Annotated in this window: 15 protein-coding genes; 5 read left to right on the top strand and 10 right to left on the bottom strand. The window is 60.6% G+C overall.

What is annotated here, in order from left to right:
• Nucleotides 1–39: 39 nt before the first annotated feature.
• Complete coding sequence (locus OOZ52_RS12335; RefSeq protein WP_274698837.1) at nt 40–591, bottom strand: GbsR/MarR family transcriptional regulator; 552 nt, start codon at nt 589–591, stop codon at nt 40–42.
• A 171-nt stretch (nt 592–762) separates the two neighbouring features.
• Here OOZ52_RS12335 and OOZ52_RS12330 point away from each other — a divergent pair, with 171 nt between their 5' ends.
• Together OOZ52_RS12330 and OOZ52_RS12325 are read left to right on the top strand one after the other, a co-directional pair.
• Complete coding sequence (locus tag OOZ52_RS12330; protein ID WP_274698836.1) at nt 763–1686, top strand: ABC transporter ATP-binding protein; 924 nt, start codon at nt 763–765, stop codon at nt 1684–1686.
• Nucleotides 1683–3185: an ABC transporter permease gene (locus OOZ52_RS12325; protein WP_274698835.1), complete on the top strand. Its 1503-nt coding sequence runs from the start codon at nt 1683–1685 to the stop codon at nt 3183–3185. The genes OOZ52_RS12330 and OOZ52_RS12325 overlap by 4 nt, the downstream gene beginning before the upstream one ends.
• Here the strand turns inward: OOZ52_RS12325 and OOZ52_RS12320 are convergent.
• Genes OOZ52_RS12320 through OOZ52_RS12300 form a run of 5 tightly spaced genes read right to left on the bottom strand, consistent with a single transcriptional unit; the run spans nt 3182 to nt 6496 of the window.
• The gene (locus OOZ52_RS12320) at nt 3182–3865 is read right to left on the bottom strand and encodes a glutathione S-transferase family protein (protein ID WP_274698834.1); all 684 of its coding nucleotides are present in this window, start codon (nt 3863–3865) and stop codon (nt 3182–3184) included. The genes OOZ52_RS12325 and OOZ52_RS12320 overlap by 4 nt on opposite strands.
• Nucleotides 3862–4323 carry a hypothetical protein gene (locus OOZ52_RS12315; protein WP_274698833.1) on the bottom strand — a complete coding sequence of 154 codons (462 nt, stop codon included), beginning with the start codon at nt 4321–4323 and terminating at the stop codon, nt 3862–3864. The genes OOZ52_RS12320 and OOZ52_RS12315 overlap by 4 nt, the downstream gene beginning before the upstream one ends.
• Nucleotides 4324–4325: 2 nt before the next feature.
• Nucleotides 4326–4967: a CoA transferase subunit B gene (locus tag OOZ52_RS12310; protein WP_274698832.1), complete on the bottom strand. Its 642-nt coding sequence runs from the start codon at nt 4965–4967 to the stop codon at nt 4326–4328.
• Between the two features lie 10 nt (nt 4968–4977).
• Nucleotides 4978–5772 (bottom strand): hypothetical protein, encoded by a 795-nt coding sequence (locus tag OOZ52_RS12305; RefSeq protein ID WP_274698831.1) that lies wholly within the window; start codon nt 5770–5772, stop codon nt 4978–4980.
• A gap of 4 nt (nt 5773–5776) precedes the next feature.
• The gene (locus OOZ52_RS12300; RefSeq protein WP_274698830.1) at nt 5777–6496 is read right to left on the bottom strand and encodes a CoA transferase subunit A; all 720 of its coding nucleotides are present in this window, start codon (nt 6494–6496) and stop codon (nt 5777–5779) included.
• 452 nt (nt 6497–6948) lie between these two features.
• On the opposite strand from OOZ52_RS12300, the gene OOZ52_RS12295 reads away from it, so the two are divergent.
• On the top strand, nt 6949–9255 hold the full coding sequence (locus OOZ52_RS12295; protein ID WP_274698829.1) for a CDC48 family AAA ATPase: 2307 nt from the start codon (nt 6949–6951) through the stop codon (nt 9253–9255).
• Between the two features lie 290 nt (nt 9256–9545).
• Here OOZ52_RS12295 and OOZ52_RS12290 read toward each other — a convergent pair whose 3' ends face one another.
• Together OOZ52_RS12290 and polA are read right to left on the bottom strand one after the other, a co-directional pair.
• Entirely contained in the window at nt 9546–10628 is a 1083-nt protein-coding gene (locus OOZ52_RS12290) for a mechanosensitive ion channel family protein (RefSeq protein ID WP_274698828.1), read from the bottom strand.
• Between the two features lie 41 nt (nt 10629–10669).
• The gene (polA, locus tag OOZ52_RS12285; protein ID WP_274698827.1) at nt 10670–13504 is read right to left on the bottom strand and encodes a DNA polymerase I; all 2835 of its coding nucleotides are present in this window, start codon (nt 13502–13504) and stop codon (nt 10670–10672) included.
• Nucleotides 13505–13749: 245 nt separating this feature from the next.
• Here polA and OOZ52_RS12280 point away from each other — a divergent pair, with 245 nt between their 5' ends.
• The gene (locus OOZ52_RS12280; protein WP_274698826.1) at nt 13750–14016 is read left to right on the top strand and encodes a hypothetical protein; all 267 of its coding nucleotides are present in this window, start codon (nt 13750–13752) and stop codon (nt 14014–14016) included.
• 144 nt (nt 14017–14160) lie between these two features.
• Here OOZ52_RS12280 and OOZ52_RS12275 read toward each other — a convergent pair whose 3' ends face one another.
• Both OOZ52_RS12275 and OOZ52_RS12270 read right to left on the bottom strand, forming a co-directional pair.
• The gene (locus tag OOZ52_RS12275; RefSeq protein WP_274698825.1) at nt 14161–15186 is read right to left on the bottom strand and encodes a serine hydrolase; all 1026 of its coding nucleotides are present in this window, start codon (nt 15184–15186) and stop codon (nt 14161–14163) included.
• A gap of 156 nt (nt 15187–15342) precedes the next feature.
• A complete protein-coding gene (locus OOZ52_RS12270) occupies nt 15343–16140 on the bottom strand; it encodes a class I SAM-dependent methyltransferase (protein WP_274698824.1) in 798 nt (265 codons plus the stop codon).
• A gap of 136 nt (nt 16141–16276) precedes the next feature.
• Here OOZ52_RS12270 and OOZ52_RS12265 point away from each other — a divergent pair, with 136 nt between their 5' ends.
• Nucleotides 16277–18553 (top strand): DUF305 domain-containing protein, encoded by a 2277-nt coding sequence (locus OOZ52_RS12265; RefSeq protein ID WP_274698823.1) that lies wholly within the window; start codon nt 16277–16279, stop codon nt 18551–18553.
• Nucleotides 18554–18574: the final 21 nt, after the last annotated feature.

Raw genomic sequence — 18574 nt, 5'->3', positions numbered from 1 at the left:
GAGCTGGCTGTGGCGGTCATCTTCAATCTCGTTCGAGAGTTAGTGCTTCGTCTGCGAGCGGGTCGGGACGAAGCGGGCGACTTTGCCACCCAATTTCATCAGCGCGACGAGCGTGCTTTTGGGCAGGCGGCGGACATCGTCGTACCAGCCTGAAAGCGTGCCCATAAAGTCGTGCATCCGGCCGATGCGTTCGCGCACATGCTTGGGCACGTCATCGCGCTTGGCCATCTGGTCGGTCAGGTCGGATAGGGTCTGGATTGTCGGGTCGATCTCGCGCTTTTTGCGCTCGACAACGATCTTCATCAGCATGTCCCAAAGGTCGGTTTCCGCGAGGAAATGGTCGCGCCGGTCGCCGATCACATGGGTGCGACGGACAATGCCGTAACCCTGCAGTTCCTTGAGCGCGGTCGAGACATTGCTGCGTGCGAGACCCAGCGTCTCGCAGATCTCTTCGGCATGCAGCGGGTCTTCGCTCAGGTAGAGCAGTGCATGCACCTGGCTGACCGAGCGATTGACACCCCAATGACTACCCATCTCACCCCAATGCAGGATGAAATCGCGCGCTTCGGGGATGTCGATTACCTTGGTCATACGTTTGTTCTCTGTGGCGACTCACTCGCCTCTTTCCCAATTTCTGTAATTTCAGAAATACAGGAATGGCGCGCCAAGTCAAGCTTCGTAAGTCGTTGGTCGCTTTGGGGTTGACCCGTTGGCGCCAATGCCATCACATCGGGCAAGCATTTTCCGGGGAGCTTCCAGCACATGCCAGCAACGGCGATGGCCTTTGACGGGGTCACCAAGCAGTTTGGTGACTTTACCGCGGTCGACAACTTGAACTTTGCAATACCCGAAGGCTGTATCTTCGGCTTTCTGGGCGGCAATGGCGCGGGCAAGACGACTTCGCTGCGCATGGCGCTCGATATCCTGTCACCGACTTCGGGCCGGATCGAGGTTATGGGCAAGGAGCCAAGCCGCGAAAACGCGGCGGAGATCGGTTTCCTTCCCGAAGAGCGCGGGCTCTACAAGAAGATGAGCGTGCTCGATACGATCATCTATTTCGCCCAGCTCAAGCAGATGGAAGCTGCACCCGCGAAGTCCGCTGCCATGGCGCTGCTCGAGCGGCTCGAACTGGCCGACTGGGCCAAGTCTCCGATCGAAAAGCTATCCAAGGGGATGGCGCAAAAGGTGCAGGTCGCGACTGCGCTGGTGAATTCGCCCAAGCTGCTGATGCTCGATGAACCGTTCTCGGGCCTTGATCCGGTCAATCAGGCTATGCTCGAAGACCTGATCGCCGAGTCCGCCCGCAACGGTGCGACAGTGATCTTCTCTACCCATGTGATGCAGCATGCCGAGCGGTTGTGTGATCGGCTGCTGATGCTTGCGCGTGGCAAGAAGGCTTTCGACGGCACGCAGGATGAAGCCCGCGCAGCCTTGCCCAGCCGCCTGGCATTGACCGCGAAGGCCGATCCGTCAGCCTTGCCCGGCGTCGAGCGAACCCATGCTGGGGAAAGCCACGATGGCTGGACCCGCTACGAGGTCGAATTGCAACAGGGTATCGAACCCGATGCACTGCTCGAACACTGCACCGCCAACGGTGTGCCCTTGCGCAGTTTCGATGTGCAGGTGCCCAGCCTGCACGAGACCTTCATCCACTTTGTCGGTGCGGACGAGGAGATCGAGCGATGAGAGAGATCCTGCTCGTAGCGAAACGCGAAATGCGCCAGGTGATTGCCACCAAGGGCTTCTGGATCATGCTGGCTGCGGTGCCCATCGCGCTTGCGATCTCGGGCTTCGCCAGCAACCAGCTCGCGCCAGAACGAACCACCGCCTACTCGGTTGTCGACGAGAGCGGGCGCTATGCACCGCTTCTTGAGACGCAGATGCAGGCGAGTTTCCGTCAGGCAACGCTGCGTGAACTCTCCGAGTATGCCGAGAAGTGGGAGCTGCAGCATGTCGATCCGGAAGCGCCCTGGGCTAACCGGCAGGCGTGGCTGAACCCGGCCGAGATCCAGCGTTTTGCCGAAGCGGGCGGGGCAGAGGCAGCTGTTGCGCTGCTCGAGCCGGAGCTGGACGAGGACACCCCTCCGTTTGAAATCGAGGATCCTTACTACACCGAAGTTGCATTGCCCGACGGCGTGGCAATTCCTGCGGTTGGAGAAGAGGTTGGAGAGAGACTGCGGTCCGTGTTGGAGGATGACATTACGGTGGATGATCGCCGCCTGCCCTATGGCGCGATTTTGCATATACCCGCCAATTTCGGGCAGCCCGGTGCACAGGCGCGCATTTTTACCAATGGCCGGTCCAACGCCAGCCTGATCCGCAATATGAGAGAGATCCTTTCAGCAAGCGTGCGGCAGGACGCTTTCGCCGCACAGGGGATCGCTCCCGACACGGCTATCGCTTTACAGACGATGCAGGCTCCTGTGTCGGTTATCGAACCGCCTCCGGGAGAGGGGCGCAGTCTTGTGGCCACTCGTTCGCTCGTGCCCATCGCGCTTGTCTATCTGCTGCTGATCACTGCGGTGACGACAGGTTCGATGATGTTGCAGGGCGTGGTGGAGGAACGCTCGAACAAGCTGTTCGAGAGTGTCCTTGCCTGCATCAAGCCCGACACGCTGATGCAGGGCAAGCTGCTGGGGCTGGGCGCTATCGGCCTGATCATTGTGCTCACCTGGGCGGGCACGGGTCTGGTCGCGGCGCTCTATTTTGAAGGCTTTGCTGCCGAGGTTCTGCGGCCTTCGCTCGAAGCGCTTGACGATCCGCTGCTTATCCTGGCGATGATCATTTACTTCCTTGGCGGTTACGTGGTGCTCGCGATGGTGTTCCTCGCCGTGGGCGCAATCAGCGAATCCATGCAGGATGCACAAAGCTATCTGACGCCGGTGATCTTTCTGATCATGATCCCGGTGGTCATTGTGATGCAGGCAGCGCTGAAAGGGCCAGACGAACCGGTGGCACTAATCCTCAGCTGGATACCGCTCTACACTCCCTTCGCCATGCTCGCCCGGCTGGGCAGCGGTGTGGCGACGTGGGAGATTATCGGGACCATCGTGTTGCTGATTGCCTTCATCTGGCTGGAGCTCAAGCTGCTCGGCAATATCTTCCGCGCCAGCCTGCTCAACGATGGCAAGCCCACATGGAAGCGGATTTTCAGCTGGATGGGCTCGAAAGATAGCGCCGGTTAGCCGCTGCGATAGTCTGCGGTGATCACGCCCGTCTCGCCGGTCTCTGTTTCGTGGCTTTCCTCGCGCCAGCTTTCGGCAAGGGCTTCGGATTCCCACTGCTGCATGGCGGGATGGGCGAGGACATGGTCGACCCAGGCCTGCCCATTGCCAACGTCCAGACCATAGGTGCGGATGCGATAGGCCACGGGTGCGAAGAAGGCATCGAGCGCGGTGAAGTCCGGCCCTGCCAGGTACGGTCCGCTGAAACGCTCCAGCCCTTCTTCGAAGAGCTCGCGCAGTCTCGCCACGTCCTTGGCGAGATCGACCGGATGCGGTTTCATCTGTACGCGCACGCCGACATTCATCGGGCACTGGCCCCGCAGAGCGGAGAAGCCGCCGTGCATTTCGGTGACGCCGCACATGGCAAAGGCCCGCGCCGCCTCGTCTTTCGGCCAAATGTCCTCATGCCGGTCGGCCAGGTAGAGCGCGATGCCGAGCGAGTCATAGACGGTGCGATTCCCATCCAGCAGCACCGGCACCTGTCCGGTGGGTGAGAATGCGCGGAACGCTTCGTAATTCACCGCCGCTGCGAAAGGTTCAATGCGGTCGGTAAAGTCGAGCCCCAGCGCCTTCATCAGCACCCACGGGCGCAGGCTCCAGCTTGAATAGTTCCGGTTGGCGGTGATGAGGGTGTAGGTCATCTGGGGCTCCTGTCAGACATTGCAGGCCATGCTTTCCATGTGCCCACCGCATAGGCGACGCCGTACACGAGCACGATGAGCGAAGACCATACGGTGAAGGCGTCAGTCATCTCGGGCCGCCAGAGGTGTAGCGGAACCAACATCAATCCGCGCAGCAGGTAGATCGCGGAAATCACCACCAACCCTGTGCGCAGCAGCGGAAGACGCGCGAACTTTCCCGCGCCTGAGAATGCGAACAACGCCCAGATCGCTAGCACCGTCGCGATGCCGAGGGTCATAATGTGTGGCCACACTTCGCCCCGCGCGGCAGCCATGGCGATTTCTTCACCCGCGCCGAAGAAGCGATACCATTCCTCGCCGCCGATGATGCAGCCGATATGGAGCAGCGAGGCCGCGACCGAGAGCCACCCGCCTACGATAAGCCAAGGCGAACCCGGGTTTGGTGCCACCCGGGCCATCGTCAGAGTGCAACCTCGTAAGCGGCCGTCGTTTTCTCGGCCACATCTTCAGCCGTCACGCCCGGAGCCAGTTCGATCAGGCGGAAGGGGCTGTCGTGGTCCTTGCGGTGGAATACGCACATGTCGGTGATGATCATGTCGACCACGTTGGTACCGGTCAGCGGCAGGGTGCATTCGGGGATGAACTTGGGATCGCCGTGCTTGCTGGTGTGCTCCATCACCACGATGATCTTCTTCACGCCCGCAACCAGATCCATCGCGCCGCCCATGCCTTTCACCATCTTGCCCGGGATCATCCAGTTGGCGATGTCGCCGTTCTCCGCCACTTCCATCGCGCCGAGCACGGTCAGGTCGATGTGGCCGCCACGGATCATGGAAAAGCTCGTCGCGCTGTCGAAATAGGCACTGTGAGCCAGCTCGCTGATGGTTTGCTTGCCCGCGTTGATCAGGTCGGCGTCAACCTCGTCTTCGTACGGGAACGGTCCAATGCCGAGCATGCCGTTCTCGCTCTGCAGGGTGACCTGCATGCCTTCAGGAATGTGGTTGGCGACGAGCGTCGGGATGCCGATGCCAAGATTGACGTAGTAACCGTCCTCCAGCTCCTGCGCGGCGCGGGCGGCCATTTCATCACGTGTCCAGGGCATAGAATATCCTTCAGTCGAGCGGGGTGGGAATGATGAACCATCCATCGCCGATCATGGGCTCCAGCCCGCCGGCAAAGGATTGGTCGATGAGATAGGTGTAGAGATCGTCAAAGTCGGCGCGCGTGTCACCGGCGATGGCGATCACACAATGGGTTTCCAACAGGGCCTGACGGCGCGCCTGCTTGCCTTCGCCCGGAAAGCGCTGAACGAACAACGGATCGCGCCCGGTCGGGTCAAGGCGGCTGCCGAGCAGAAGCGTGCGGATGCGCCCGGCATCGGTCGGTTCGCGATCGGTGATCCAGGCAATCGCCACGCCCTGACGGCGGAAATTGTCGAGTACAGCGCGCAGTTCCGGGCTGGGCAAGGCGGTGCTGTCGAGCCCCATCAGTCCGTCTTCGGGATCGAGATCGATCAGGACTGCAGGGACTTCGGCTTCGCATGGCGAGCGTGTCGGCTCGAGGCTGGCAGGATCATCAAGCAGTGCCGAAAGGCCCGATGCGTCCGCGCCCAGTTGGGAAAGGGTGAAGCTGTGCCAGTCGCCGTAGGCTCCGCTGCTCGGCAAGGCCGCGACAGGTTCGGGCAGGACCCCGCCCGGCACCAGTGCATATTGTCCGAAGCTCGCCTCGGTGATGGTCTCGGGATCGATATCGGTTCCTTCGGCAATCGCCTGCGCGGTGCGCTCTCCGAACGCCTGACTGCCGACAATCGCCCCGCCCGCTGCCAGCGGAATCGCCGCAGCCGCCAGCACGCAGCCTTGCAGGCCAAGCGTGGCTGTCAGCAGCAGAAAGGCGCGGGGCAGATGCAAGGGCTTAGGCTGCCTCGCGCGAGCGCGTGGTGACGAATTCGATCTTCTTGTCGTAGGGCGCGCCGATCACCATGCGGTTCACGAAGACGCCGGGCAGGTGGATGCTGTCAGGATCAAGCTCGCCAGCCTTCACCACTTCCTCAACCTCGACGACGCAGACCTTGCCGCAGGTTGCCGCGGGTTGGTTGAAATTGCGTGCGGTCTTGCGGAACATCAGGTTGCCCGTCTCGTCCGCCTTCCACGCCTTGATGATGGAGAGATCGGCAAAGATGCCGCGCTCGAGGATGTAGTCCTCCGGGCCGTCACCGGTGTCGAACTGCTTTACTTCCTTGCCTTCTGCCACCTGTGTGCCGACGCCGGTCTTGGTGTAGAAGCCGGGGATACCCGCACCACCAGCACGCATGCGTTCGGCCAGTGTGCCTTGCGGGCAGAATTCCACTTCCAGCTCGCCTGCAAGATACTGCCGCTCGAACTCCTTGTTCTCGCCGACGTAGGAGCTGATCATCTTGGCCACCTGCTTGGTGCGCAGCAGCTTGCCGATGCCTTCATTATCGATCCCGGCATTGTTGCTGGCGAAGGTCAGGTTCTTCACACCGCTATCCTGAATCGCGACCAGCAGGCGCTCGGGAATTCCGCACAGGCCAAATCCGCCTGCGGCAATGGTCATGCCATCGCGCAGCAATCCATCGAGAGCGGCGGCGGCATCGGGGTAAAGCTTCTGCATAAAAACTCCTGTTGGCGGCACTGCGCATGTTTGGCGTCGGAATAGACACTGCGAGGGGGTATGTCACCCCGCAAGAAGCATGCTGCGGCGCACAATAGATTGACCTATTGGTGAGGCAAATACGCTTTTGGGCATTGCTACACCGCTCCATAAAGCGAAAATTTATCCCTCTATATCAGTGGTAAAACGATAAGTTGCATTTCACGCAACACATAGTGACCTTTTCGCACTTGCGGAATCGGGCGTCTACAAGCATATCGACCCTGCCTTTCAGGCATCCTCTCCCAAAACTTCCAAGGCTCGGTCGGTTTCGACCGGGCCTTTTTTCTTATCCGCGTGGTGAGCGATTCTTTGCATATGCTTGTCAGGTTCAGCTTAGCGGGACCAATTGCATTCGCAGCCTGTGATACCTAGGTCTCCGTGACACGAAATTTCGAGAGGACTGGCCGCGCATGGCGCAAGAAGACGCAGCAACTACAAACGAGAACACGGTCAAGCTGCAGGTCGCAGCCGCGCGGCAGGAAGAATCGGGCAGAGGCGTAGTGCGGATGCCGCGCAGTGCGTTCCAGGAGCTGGGCATTACCGAAGGCGATGTCGTCGGCATTGAAGGCAAGCGGCAGACCGTGGCTATCGCAGCCCCCGCTTACGCTGAAGACGAATCGCTCGATGTCATCCGGCTGGACGGTTTGCAGCGCGCCAATGCCGAAACCTCTTCGGGCGAACATGTCCAGGTAAGCCGTGTGGACAGCAAGCCCGCCACCCGCGTGGTGTTTGCTCCCGCTCGCAAGGAAATGCGTCTGCAGGGACCAACCGAAGCATTGAAGCGTGTTTTCTTCCGTAAGCCGGTAACCGCCGGTGACCTCGTCGCCACGCATGGTCAGCAGCCTGTGCAGAATGTGCCGCCCGAAGTGCGGCGCATGTTCAACACGCCTGCCTATGCGCTCACCCAGATCCGCCTTCAGGTGGTTTCGACCAGTCCCAAAGGCATCGTCCATATTGACGAGAATACCGAAGTCGAACTGCGCAGCGAATTCGAGGAACCGCGCGATGCGCGCGGCATGATCAACTATGACGATGTCGGCGGCATGGACGATACCATCACCGCCCTGCGCGAAATGGTCGAGCTGCCGCTGCGCTATCCAGAGCTGTTTACGCGGCTTGGCGTGGATCCGCCCAAGGGCGTGCTGCTGCATGGTCCTCCCGGCACCGGCAAGACGCGGCTGGCGCAGGCTGTCGCCAACGAAAGCGATGCCGAATTCTTCACCATCAACGGGCCCGAGATCATGGGCAGCGCCTATGGCGAGTCTGAAAAGCGCCTGCGCGAAGTTTTCGAACAGGCCGAGAAGAGTCAGCCGGCCATCGTCTTCATCGACGAGATCGATTCCATCACTCCTAAGCGCGAGCGTACGCAAGGCGAAGCGGAAAAGCGCCTTGTCGCGCAGCTGCTGACATTGATGGACGGCTTGCAGGCACGCTCCAACCTCGTCGTGATCGCAGCGACCAACCGCCCTGATGCGATTGATGAGGCGCTGCGGCGTCCGGGCCGTTTTGACCGTGAGATTATCGTCGGCGTTCCCGATACGCAGGGTCGCCGCGAAATCCTTGCCATCCACACGCGCGGCATGCCGCTGGGTGAAGGCGTCGACCTGCTTGAACTCGCGCGCTCGACGCACGGGTTTGTTGGCGCGGACCTGGCCGCGCTCACTCGCGAAGCCGCGATCGAGGCTGTCCGCCGGATCATGCCCAGGCTCGATCTTGATGCGCAGGAAATTCCTGCCGAAGTGCTTGAAGAGCTGTGCGTAGAGAAGGGTGATTTCCGCGAGGCGCTCAAGCGCGTCCAGCCGTCGGCCATGCGTGAAGTCATGGTGCAGGCACCCACGGTCAGTTGGAGCGATCTGGGCGGCCTGGATGACGCCATCGACAAGCTGAAAGAAGGCGTCGAGCTACCGCTCAAGAACCCCACGGCGTTTGAGAAGATCGGTATCCGTCCGGCCAAGGGTTTCCTGCTTTATGGCCCTCCCGGCACCGGCAAGACCCTGCTCGCCAAGGCTGTCGCGAAAGAGGCAGAGGCCAATTTCATCTCGATGAAAAGCTCTGACCTGCTGAGCAAATGGTTTGGCGAGAGCGAGCAGCAGATCGCGAAGATGTTTGCGCGGGCGCGTGCGGTGGCACCGTGCGTGATCTTTATCGACGAGATCGACAGTCTGGTTCCCGCGCGCGGTTCAGGCGCGGGTGAACCGCAGGTCACGGCGCGCGTGGTCAACACGATCCTTGCCGAGATGGACGGTATGGAAGACCTCTCCTCCATCGTCGTGATCGGCGCGACCAATCGCCCGGCGCTGGTTGATCCAGCGCTGCTGCGCCCTGGCCGGTTTGATGAGCTGGTCTATGTCGGCGCGCCCGATGCCAAGGGCCGCGAGCACATCCTCAAGATCCACACGGCGAATATGCCGCTGGCCGAAGACGTTGACCTTGCCGCCATCGCCAAGAAGGCCGAGCGTTTTACCGGAGCGGACCTGGAAGACGTGGTGCGCCGCGCGGGTCTCGTCGCCATTCGCCGTGCCGAAGGCGTGCCCGACACTGTCAGCAAGTCCGACTTCGACGAGGCGATGGAAGACAGCCGTGCAACCGTTACCGCGAAGATGGAAGTCGAGTATAAGAAGATGAAGGGTGAGCTGAAGAAGCGCGCTGCGGCGGTCAAACCGATAGGATTCCTCACCGACGGGATGGTGGAGAGTACGCGGGATTCGAAGCATTAGTTTGTCTCATGAACCCGCCTCCGCGGGTTCGTCCTCGCTAGACGCGCAGGCGAAGCGAAGCTGAACGACCGCAGGGAGGACAACCTGCGCCCGCTGCGGGCGGGCAGTCGCCTTTGCCCTCGGCTCGTCGCCGAGCGAGCTTCGCGACACGGTAATTAGGTATCGCTGAAATCGGACGCGACTGCGACCGACAGAGCGCGACTGCGCGACCGCAGGTGCCGCGTACCCCGGACTTGATCCGGGGGAGCGAACAGCACCGAGGACGCACCGACGGAGGTCGGTGCGAAAAACTATATTGCCTCTTCGGCCTTCGGGTGTCCGCCGGGCAATTCCAACCGGTGGCGGATCAGGGCCTGTTCCTGGTTTTCGCGCAGCCAGTCGAGCATGTGTTCGCGCAGGGCGCAGCGCAGGCGCCACAGGTTACCGATGGTCGCCGCGCTGACCGAGAGGCGCAGTGCGATGCTTTCGGGATAGGCGTCGGTCATCAGGACTTCGGCAGTGCGGCCGTCCCATAGCTCGTGCTCGCCCACCCACCGTTCGAACTCGGCGCGAATGGGGGCAACCTCGGCGATCGGATCGAGATGCAGCATAACCGGGCCAGTGAGCTTTTCATTTGTGCGCGACCAGTTTTCAAAGCTCTGATCGAGAATCTGGCTGGTGGGCACGACGATCGCGCGTTCATCCCACGTCCGCACGATAATAAAGGCCATGTGGATTTCCTCCACCCGGCCCGTATGGCCATCGATGACAACAAGATCGCCCAGCCGCAGAGGCTCGGTAATTGCGATCTGCAGTCCGGCAATCAGCGATTTCAGCGCCGGCTGGGCTGCGGCGCCAATGGCAAGTGCGGCCAGGCCGGCCGATGCGAGGAGCGTTGTTCCGATTGCGCGGACCGATGGAATTGTGAGGAGCATCAGGCCCACGGTGATGACCACGATGGCGAAAATCGCGGTACGTGACAGGATGGCGATGCGCGTGCGGCGGCTGCGCACGGCCACCGGGTCGACGGCCTGGTCAAGCCGCAGTTCGAGCACTGCAGAGAAGGCTTTGACCAGCGAATATGCGATCCAGCCAAGCAGAGCAGGGCGCAGAAACTGGCCGACAGGTTCCCAATAACTTGCCAGCAGCGGATCATTCTGTGCGGCAATCGTTACGGCAATGGCAATCGCCGACCACTTTATCGGATGGCGTATGCGCTGGATGATGAGATCGTCGATCGACGATTCCGACTTTGCCACCAGCCTGATGAGAATTGCAAAAGCGATGCGATATAGCAGCCAGGCAACGAGCACGGCGAAGCCGACAAAAATAGCTGCTTCTCCCGTTGCAGCCCAGTCTATGGAAAGATTGCGGGGATCGTATCGTTCTAACATTGCCGCCACCTAGCCCCCTGCCTTGCGTGTTTCAACCAAACCTAATGTGCATCATCCCAGCTGGGGCCGGTGCCGATCTCGATGCCGAGCGGCACGTCGAGCGTGACTGCAGGCTGCGCGGCCTCGGCCATGACCCGTTCGATTACCGGGCTTGCTGCGGCAACATCATCTTCGGGCAATTCGAACACTAGCTCGTCATGCACCTGCAGCAGCATGCGCACATCGGTGAGGCCTTCCTCTTCCAGCGCCGGAAGCATACGCGCCATCGCACGCTTGATAATGTCTGCACTGGTGCCCTGGATCGGCGCGTTGATCGCAGCGCGTTCGCTGCCCTGCCGTTCCATCTGGTTCTTGGAGTTGATCCGCGGGAACCATGTTTTGCGGCCGAACAGCGTTTCCGAATAGCCCTTCTCGCGCACGCTTTCGAGCGTCTGGTGGATGTAGCTCTGGATGCCCGGGAAGCGCTGGAAATAGGTGTCGATCTTCTCCTGCGCCTCGTCCGGCTCGATGCCGAGGCGACCTGCAAGCCCCCAGCGTGAAATGCCGTAGAGAATGGCGAAGTTGATCGTCTTGGCCGCCGCGCGTGTGTCGCGGTCGACTTCGCCGTACATTTCCTTTGCCGTGCGCGAATGGATATCCTCGCCGTTTTCGAAGGCTTCCTTCAGCTCGGGCACATCGGCCATATGCGCAGCCAGCCGAAGCTCGATCTGGCTGTAGTCGGCGGCGAGCAATGTGTTGCCCGCCTCGGGCACGAAGGCCTTGCGAATCTGGCGGCCGATTTCGGTACGGATCGGGATGTTCTGCAGGTTCGGATCAGTCGATGAGAGCCGCCCGGTCTGCGCTCCGACCAGCGAATAGCTCGTGTGTACGCGGCCCGTCTTCGGGTTGATCGCTTCCTGCAGTGCGTCGGTGTAGGTGCTCTTCAGCTTCGAGAGCTGGCGATATTCGAGCACCTTGTCGACAATGGCATGGCCTTCGCCAGAAAGGCGCTCGAGCACGCTCTGGTCGGTTGAATACTGGCCGCTCTTGCCCTTCTTTCCGCCCTTGTACCCCAGCTTGTCGAACAAAATGTCTCCAAGCTGCTTGGGGCTACCGATGGTGAATTCCTCATCAGCGTCCTCATGAATGGCCTTCTCCAGCTCGCCGATCTTTTCGGCAAAAGTCTCGGACAGGCGAGATAGCTCGGCGCGATCGACCTTGATACCTTCGCGCTCCATCTTCGCGACCACCGGGATGAGCGGGCGATCGGCCCTCTGATAGATCCGCGTCGCGCCTTCGCCGGGCATGCGGCGTGCCAGATGCGCATGCAGCCGCCAGGTGACATCTGCATCCTCGGCGGCATACTCGGTGGCCTTGTCCAGCGGAACCTCGCCGAAGGGAATCGCCTTCTTGCCTGTGCCGCAGACGTCCTTGAACTTCATTGTGGTGTGGCCGAGGTGACGCTCGGCCAGCTCGTCCATCCCGTGTCCGCCGCCGATGCCGTCCTGACTTCGTCCGGCATCGAGATCGAAGCTCATTATCATCGTGTCATCGACCGGCGCCATCGCAATGCCATGTTGGGCGAGCACGTTGATATCGTACTTGATGTTCTGGCCGACCTTTAGGATGGCATCGTCTTCGAGCAATGGCTTGAGAAGGGCTATCGCTTCATCAAACGGCACCTGCTGCGGCTTTTCGGCGAACATGTCTGATCCGCCGTGACCCAGCGGGATATAGCAGGCATCGTTGGGGCCGAGAGCCATGCTGACACCGACAAGCTCGGCTGCAATCGCGTCGAGGCTGTTCGTCTCGGTATCGACCGCGACCAACCGCAGCACCTGTGCGCGGGCGATCCATTCTTGCAGTTCTTCCTTGGACTGAACTGTCTTGTAGGTGCTGCGATCAATATCGGGCCATTCGGGCAGCGGCTGCACGCTGCCTTCGGGTGCGGCATCTTCCCCATTGGTATCCGCTTTCGCTGGATTGAGATTGTTCGCGCGGACGGGGCTGCCGGTACCTGCTTCCAGTCGCTTGAGCAGCGAGTTGAAGCCGTGGAATGTGAGGAATTCGGCCAGCGGCTCGGGCGGGATGGTCTGGATCGCCATGTCCTCGATCGCGATGGGCAGCGGGCAATCGCTTTTCAGCTCCACCAGCACACGGCTGAGCTCGGCATCTTCGCGCCCTTCAAGCAGCCGCTCTTTCAACTTCGACTTCTTCATGTCTGGTGCTGCATCGAGCGCAGCGGTCAGATTGCCATTCTCGGCGATCAGTTTGGACGCGGTCTTGGGGCCGACGCCGTAGATACCCGGAACGTTGTCGACACTGTCACCCATCAGCGCCAGCACGTCACCAACCAGCTCGGGTTCGACGCCGAACTTCTCCTTCACCTCGTCGATGTAGATGCGCGCATCCTTCATCGTGTCGAGCATATCGATCTTGCCGCCGTTGCGCTCACCCACGAGCTGCATCAGGTCCTTGTCGGAGGAGACGATGGTGACGTCCCAGCCCTCGGCCTGCGCGGCGCGGGCATAGCTCGCAATCATATCGTCCGCCTCGACATCGGGCTCTTCGATCATCGGCAGCGAGAAGGCGCGTGTCGCATCGCGAATCAGCGGGAATTGCGGCACCAGATCCTCGGGCGGCGGCGGCCGGTTCGCCTTGTATTCGGAGTAAATTTCATTGCGGAATGACTTGCTCGACTTGTCGAGCACCACTGCAAGGTGAGTCGGCCCGTCTGCCTTGTCCAGATCATCGGCCAGCTTCCACAGCATGGTCGTGTATCCGTAAACCGCACCTACCGGCGTTCCCTCCGGGTTGGTCAGTGGCGGGAGGCGGTGATAAGCGCGGAAAATATAGGCCGAGCCATCGACCAGGTAGAGATGTTTTTTGTCGGCCATATGCGCCTGCTAGCATGCAAAACAGGCCCGGTCAGCATGGATCGCTCGCATATTTTTCCACCATATTTCTGGCAGTTTTACGGATAGAGACGCCTCATTCGCGACAGGATTTTGCCTCAATTACGCCATATTCTGCTTGCGCAGCCCCAATTGTGGCATTATTTAGGCATCAGGTCGGCCAGATGGCTGACTTGGGACGGGGGATTATCCTCTCTCAAATTATCGCAGATAAAGGGGTTCAACCTATGCGTAAGATCGCTCTCGTAGCAGCCGCAACCGCTGCTCTCTCGCTCGCCGCTTGCTCGGAAGCTACCGAAGAAGCTGCTGAAGACACCGTTGAAGGTGCAATGGCCGACACCGAAGCTAACGCTGAAGCTGCTGGCGACGCTATGGGTGACGCTGTCGACGGCGCTGTCGAAACCGCTGAAGACGGTGTTGACGCTGCAATGGACGCAACCGGCGAAGCTATGGAAGACGCTGGTGAAGCAATGCAGGAAGAAGCTGCTGAGTAATTCTCAGTAGGTTTTCCTACAAAGAAGGGGCGTGGCCAGCGATGGCCGCGCCCTTTTCTTTTGCCCGAACCGCTCGGGCCAAGAAAGCAAGGCCCCCGCGCAACAAGCGCGAATTCGTGATACCAGGGTTAGGAAGCGATCGCCTTAGTTGGCGTCGTAATGCGCATTGGCGTAGCTACGCCCGGCTTCCTGTGCGAAGCCATCATAGATCCCGCGAGCAATCGAAGCGATGCGCGCTTCACGATTGCGTCGGGTGGTATTGCCCGTCACATAGATTGCCAGCGCCACCGTGCGACCGTCAGGCGCAGTGAGAAAGCCGATATCGCTCGAGGTGTTGTTGAGTGAGCCCGTCTTGTGCGCCACCGTGACATAGCTTGGCATCAATGCCGGAATACGGCGCGTTCCGGTGCGGCAACGCTCCATCGCATCAATAATCACATGGCGGCTCGAAGCGCTTAGCCAACGGCCCTGATAGAGACCGGACAGTAGCTGGACCATCGTTTCAGGCGTTGCGGAATCGCGCAGGTCGATATGTGTCTCGGGATCGAACTCGCCATCATCACGCACAAGAGTGGCAATATCACGATCGAGGCTGAACCCTTCAAGACCGGCGCGGCGCGCCCAGTCGTTCACCGCACCTGTACCGCCCAGCGCTGCAATCAGCGCATCGGTAGCGGGGTTGGAGCTGCGCGTGATCATCAAATCGATCAGTTCGAGCGCGCTCATATATTCGCCCTGGCGAACCGGCGCGGCGGCGGAAGAGAAGGGTCGTGAGCGCACAGGCCACAGTAGCGGGAATTCGGTCGTCAGGCTCCATCGGCCCTCATCCACGCCTTCGAGATAGGCAGCGGCAATTGCAATCTTGCTGGTGCTGGCCATCGGGAAGCGCTGGTCACCCAGGATAGAAATGCTCTCGCCCGTTGCCAGATCAATTGCGGCAACCCCGATGCGGCCTTCGCTGGCATCGGCCAGTTGGGCAATGCGCTCTTCAAGCGCGCTGTCGAAAGTGGGCGTATAGTCCCGCGGCGCGCGTTCCTCGGTGCCGAAGGCGCTGTCAAACGCGGCCTCCAGATCGGTGGGATCGGTATCCGCAAAAGCAGGAGTTGCCACAAGCGGAGCTGCCGCCAGTGCGGCAATAGAAAGGAAACGACCGAGTTTTGGAATCATCATGCTGCAAGCCATGCCAGAAACGTGGTTTGTAAATGCTTAATGTAACATGATGTGACGAGTTCGCCGCGACGAATCGCCCCGAATTTTCGCTGTGTTGAGTCCGAGAGGCGCAAATCGGGGCCGATCAGGCGCAAGAACGCCCCCGATTTATCCCGCCTATTCCGGCTTGCGCCAGCGCCAAGCCACCTGATCGGTCTGCCCCCGAATGCCATCATCGAAGACGTTTGCGGTTCGCGGATCGTCAGGGTTTGCGTAGAGATCGCTCTCTTCCTCGAGCACGAAGCCAGCCGCTTCCAGAGCATCGCGGGCCACCTGCGCATCGAGCCGGTGCAGCGTGTTAGCCGCCTCGATGCCGGAGCCTTCTGCCGCCAGATGATCGATCACAACCAGTGAGCCGCCGGGTTTGAGGGCATCATACAGACCCGCAATTGCCGTCGTTGCAGTGTCTTCGGGGAAGTTCTCCAGATAGAGATCGTGGAAGTTCATCACCGTGATGATCGTGTCGAGTTGCTCGGGCCAGCCCGGTTCGGCCAATGGTGCGCGCAGCGGGAAGACGTGCACGGGATTGCCATCATTGTCCGAATAGCGGCGCACGGTGTCGTCCTGTTGCGGCCCGTAATCGGCGTTGAAGGCGATGAATTCGGTCGGCTGGAAGGCATAGACCTTGCCATCCGCGCCAACGGCTGTAGCGAGCAGGCGGGTTACATATCCGCCACCCATCACATAGTCGCCGACCACATCGCCGCGATCGATCTGCGCGAAGGCCAGCAGTTCACCGGGCTTGCGCGCCTCGTCGTTCTCGACATCATCGGACCGCGCGATATCGTTGATTGCCTGCATATACTGGCGCGCCGTATATTCCTGCGCTTCTTCCTGCGTTGCGGCGGGTTCGCCGCTGCAAGCCGTCAGCAAGGTGGCCGTGGCCGCGAGCGCGGCAATCGTCAGGCGTTTCATGGTGTACTCCTCCCCAAATGTCCTTCGTCGAGCTTAGTCTTCTCTTGGCAGACCGCAATCCCGATACCGTATTGACGAAGTGGGACGGATAGGCTTGGTGCGCGCAAAACAATGTAACATTGGAAGGGACTCCTGAATGACTTCGAGAAATACGACACGGCTTTCGCTGTCTTTTGCCGCGATGCTGATGGCATCGACCGCGCCCGCGCTCGCGCAGGATGTCCAGATCGTGCAGCCGGGCGCGCCGGGCGAAGGCTCTCGCACCCTGAGCGCGGAAGAAGCGCGCAACCTTGCCCGCAACGATATCTCTGCTGCCGACATCAGCTTCATGCGCGACATGATTATCCACCACCAGCAAGCGGTCGAAATGTCCGCGTTGGTGGCAGACCGGACGAATAACGAGACGATCATTGCCGTATCGGAACGTATCGACGCATCGCAGGAAGACGAGATTACCTTCATGCGCGAATGGCTGGCCGATCGCGGACAAACTTCCACCATGGGCGCGATGGGTCACGCCGAACATTCCGGCATGGCCGGTATGGCGAGTGCAGAGGATATGGCGCGGCTGGCTGCTGCACGCGGTGTGAACTTTGACCGCTTGTTCCTCACGCTGATGACTCGCCATCACCAGGGCGCGATCACCATGGTGCGTGAACTGCTCTCTAACCGTGGCACGGCTGCGGACCCGGCGTTCTATGAATTCACCAGCGAGATCGTGAACGACCAGACGGCCGAAATTACCCGAATGGTTGCAGCACTGACCGAGCTTTCGGAAGATCCGCGTGCCGGCCTCACAGGTGGTTTCCTTGATGCAGAATATGCCATCAGCAACCTGCGCCATGTCTCCTTCCTGCCGAAACCTGACGGTTTCTTCGATCCGGCAAATCCCTCGGGTGGTCGCGTGGTCATCCCCGCTGACGAACCCGAAGAGGGCGAAGAGTCTGCAGACGAAGACGAGCATGCAGGCCACGAAATGGCCGATGAAGACGAAGGCGATGACGCCGAGGGTGAAGGCGAAGCGGAAGAAGCGGCGGCACCGCCTGTCCGTTACGCCCAGCGCGGCGGTCCGCTCAGCTTCGCCAACACCGACATGGCCTTCTCCGGCGACGTGATGGTCGCGGGTAACTACCACGGCTTCAACACCTATCGCCTTGGCGCGGACGGTGTCCCGCAACTGATCGGTTCGGTCGTATGTCCGGGTGGCCAGGGTGACGTTTCGATTGTTGGCGATCTGCTGATCATGAGCGTCGAGGCCAACAATGGCCGCGTCGATTGCGGCATGCAGGGCGTGCAGGACCGCGTCAGCGAAGAGCGTTTCCGCGGCCTGCGCATTTTCGACATTTCCGATCTCGCCGCCCCGGTGCAGGTCGGCCAGGTGCAGACCTGCCGCGGCAGCCACACGCACTCGGTCGTCGATGCCAATGACGAACGGATCGTGGTTTACAACTCCGGTACTGCCGGCGTCCGTGATGAAGAAGAACTGGCAGGCTGCGTGTTCTTCGAACCGGGTAGCGAGCGCACCGCTCTGTTCAGCATCGACGTGATCGAAATTCCGGTTGCCAATCCGGCGGCTGCGCGCATCACTTCTTCTCCGCGTGTGTTCGCCGATGATGAAGGCAACATCGCCGGCCTGTGGGACGGTGGTGACCATGGTGAAGGTACGCAGAGCACCAACCAGACCAACCAGTGCCATGACATCACTGTGTTCCCAAGCGCAAACCTGGCGGCGGGTGCATGTTCGGGCAACGGCATCATCATGGACATATCGGACCCGTACAACCCGGTCCGCCTCGATGCCGTTACCGATCCGGGTTTCGCCTACTGGCACTCGGCCACCTTCAACAACGATGGCACTGTGGTGCTGTTCACCGACGAATGGGGCGGCGGTGGCCGTCCGCGTTGTCAGGCAGCCGATCCCGAAACCTGGGGCGCCGATGCGTTCTACTCGATTGAGGACGGCGAACTGGTCCGTCGCGGCACCTACAAGATCCCGGGCTCGCAGAGCGAGAACGAGAACTGCGTCGCGCACAACGGTTCGATCATCCCTGTCCCGGGCCGCGATATCTTCGTGCAGGCATGGTACCAGGGCGGTCTGTCGGTGATCGACTTTACCGATCCGGACAACCCCTTCGAAATCGCCTATTTCGACCGTGGCCCGGTCAATGACGAGTACCTCTCGATGGGCGGTTACTGGTCGGTCTACTGGTACAACGGCAAGATCTACGGCACCGAAATCGCGCGCGGTATCGACGTGTTCGAGCTTGAGCCGAGCGAGTTCCTGACACAGGCCGAAATCGACGCCGCAGTCGCTGCCGACATGGGCGAAACGTTCAACCCGCAGACACAGGTTCCGGTAACCTGGAGCGCGGAAGTGCTGCAGCAGCTCGAAGCCAGCCGTAGCGGCGGCTGATCATAGCTGACTAAGAAAAAG

The organism is Aurantiacibacter sp. D1-12 (assembly GCF_028858515.1).
GTDB lineage: Bacteria > Pseudomonadota > Alphaproteobacteria > Sphingomonadales > Sphingomonadaceae > Alteraurantiacibacter.
The sequence above is the reverse complement of the archived record's forward strand: the minus strand, read 5'-3'. Positions and strand labels throughout refer to the sequence as shown.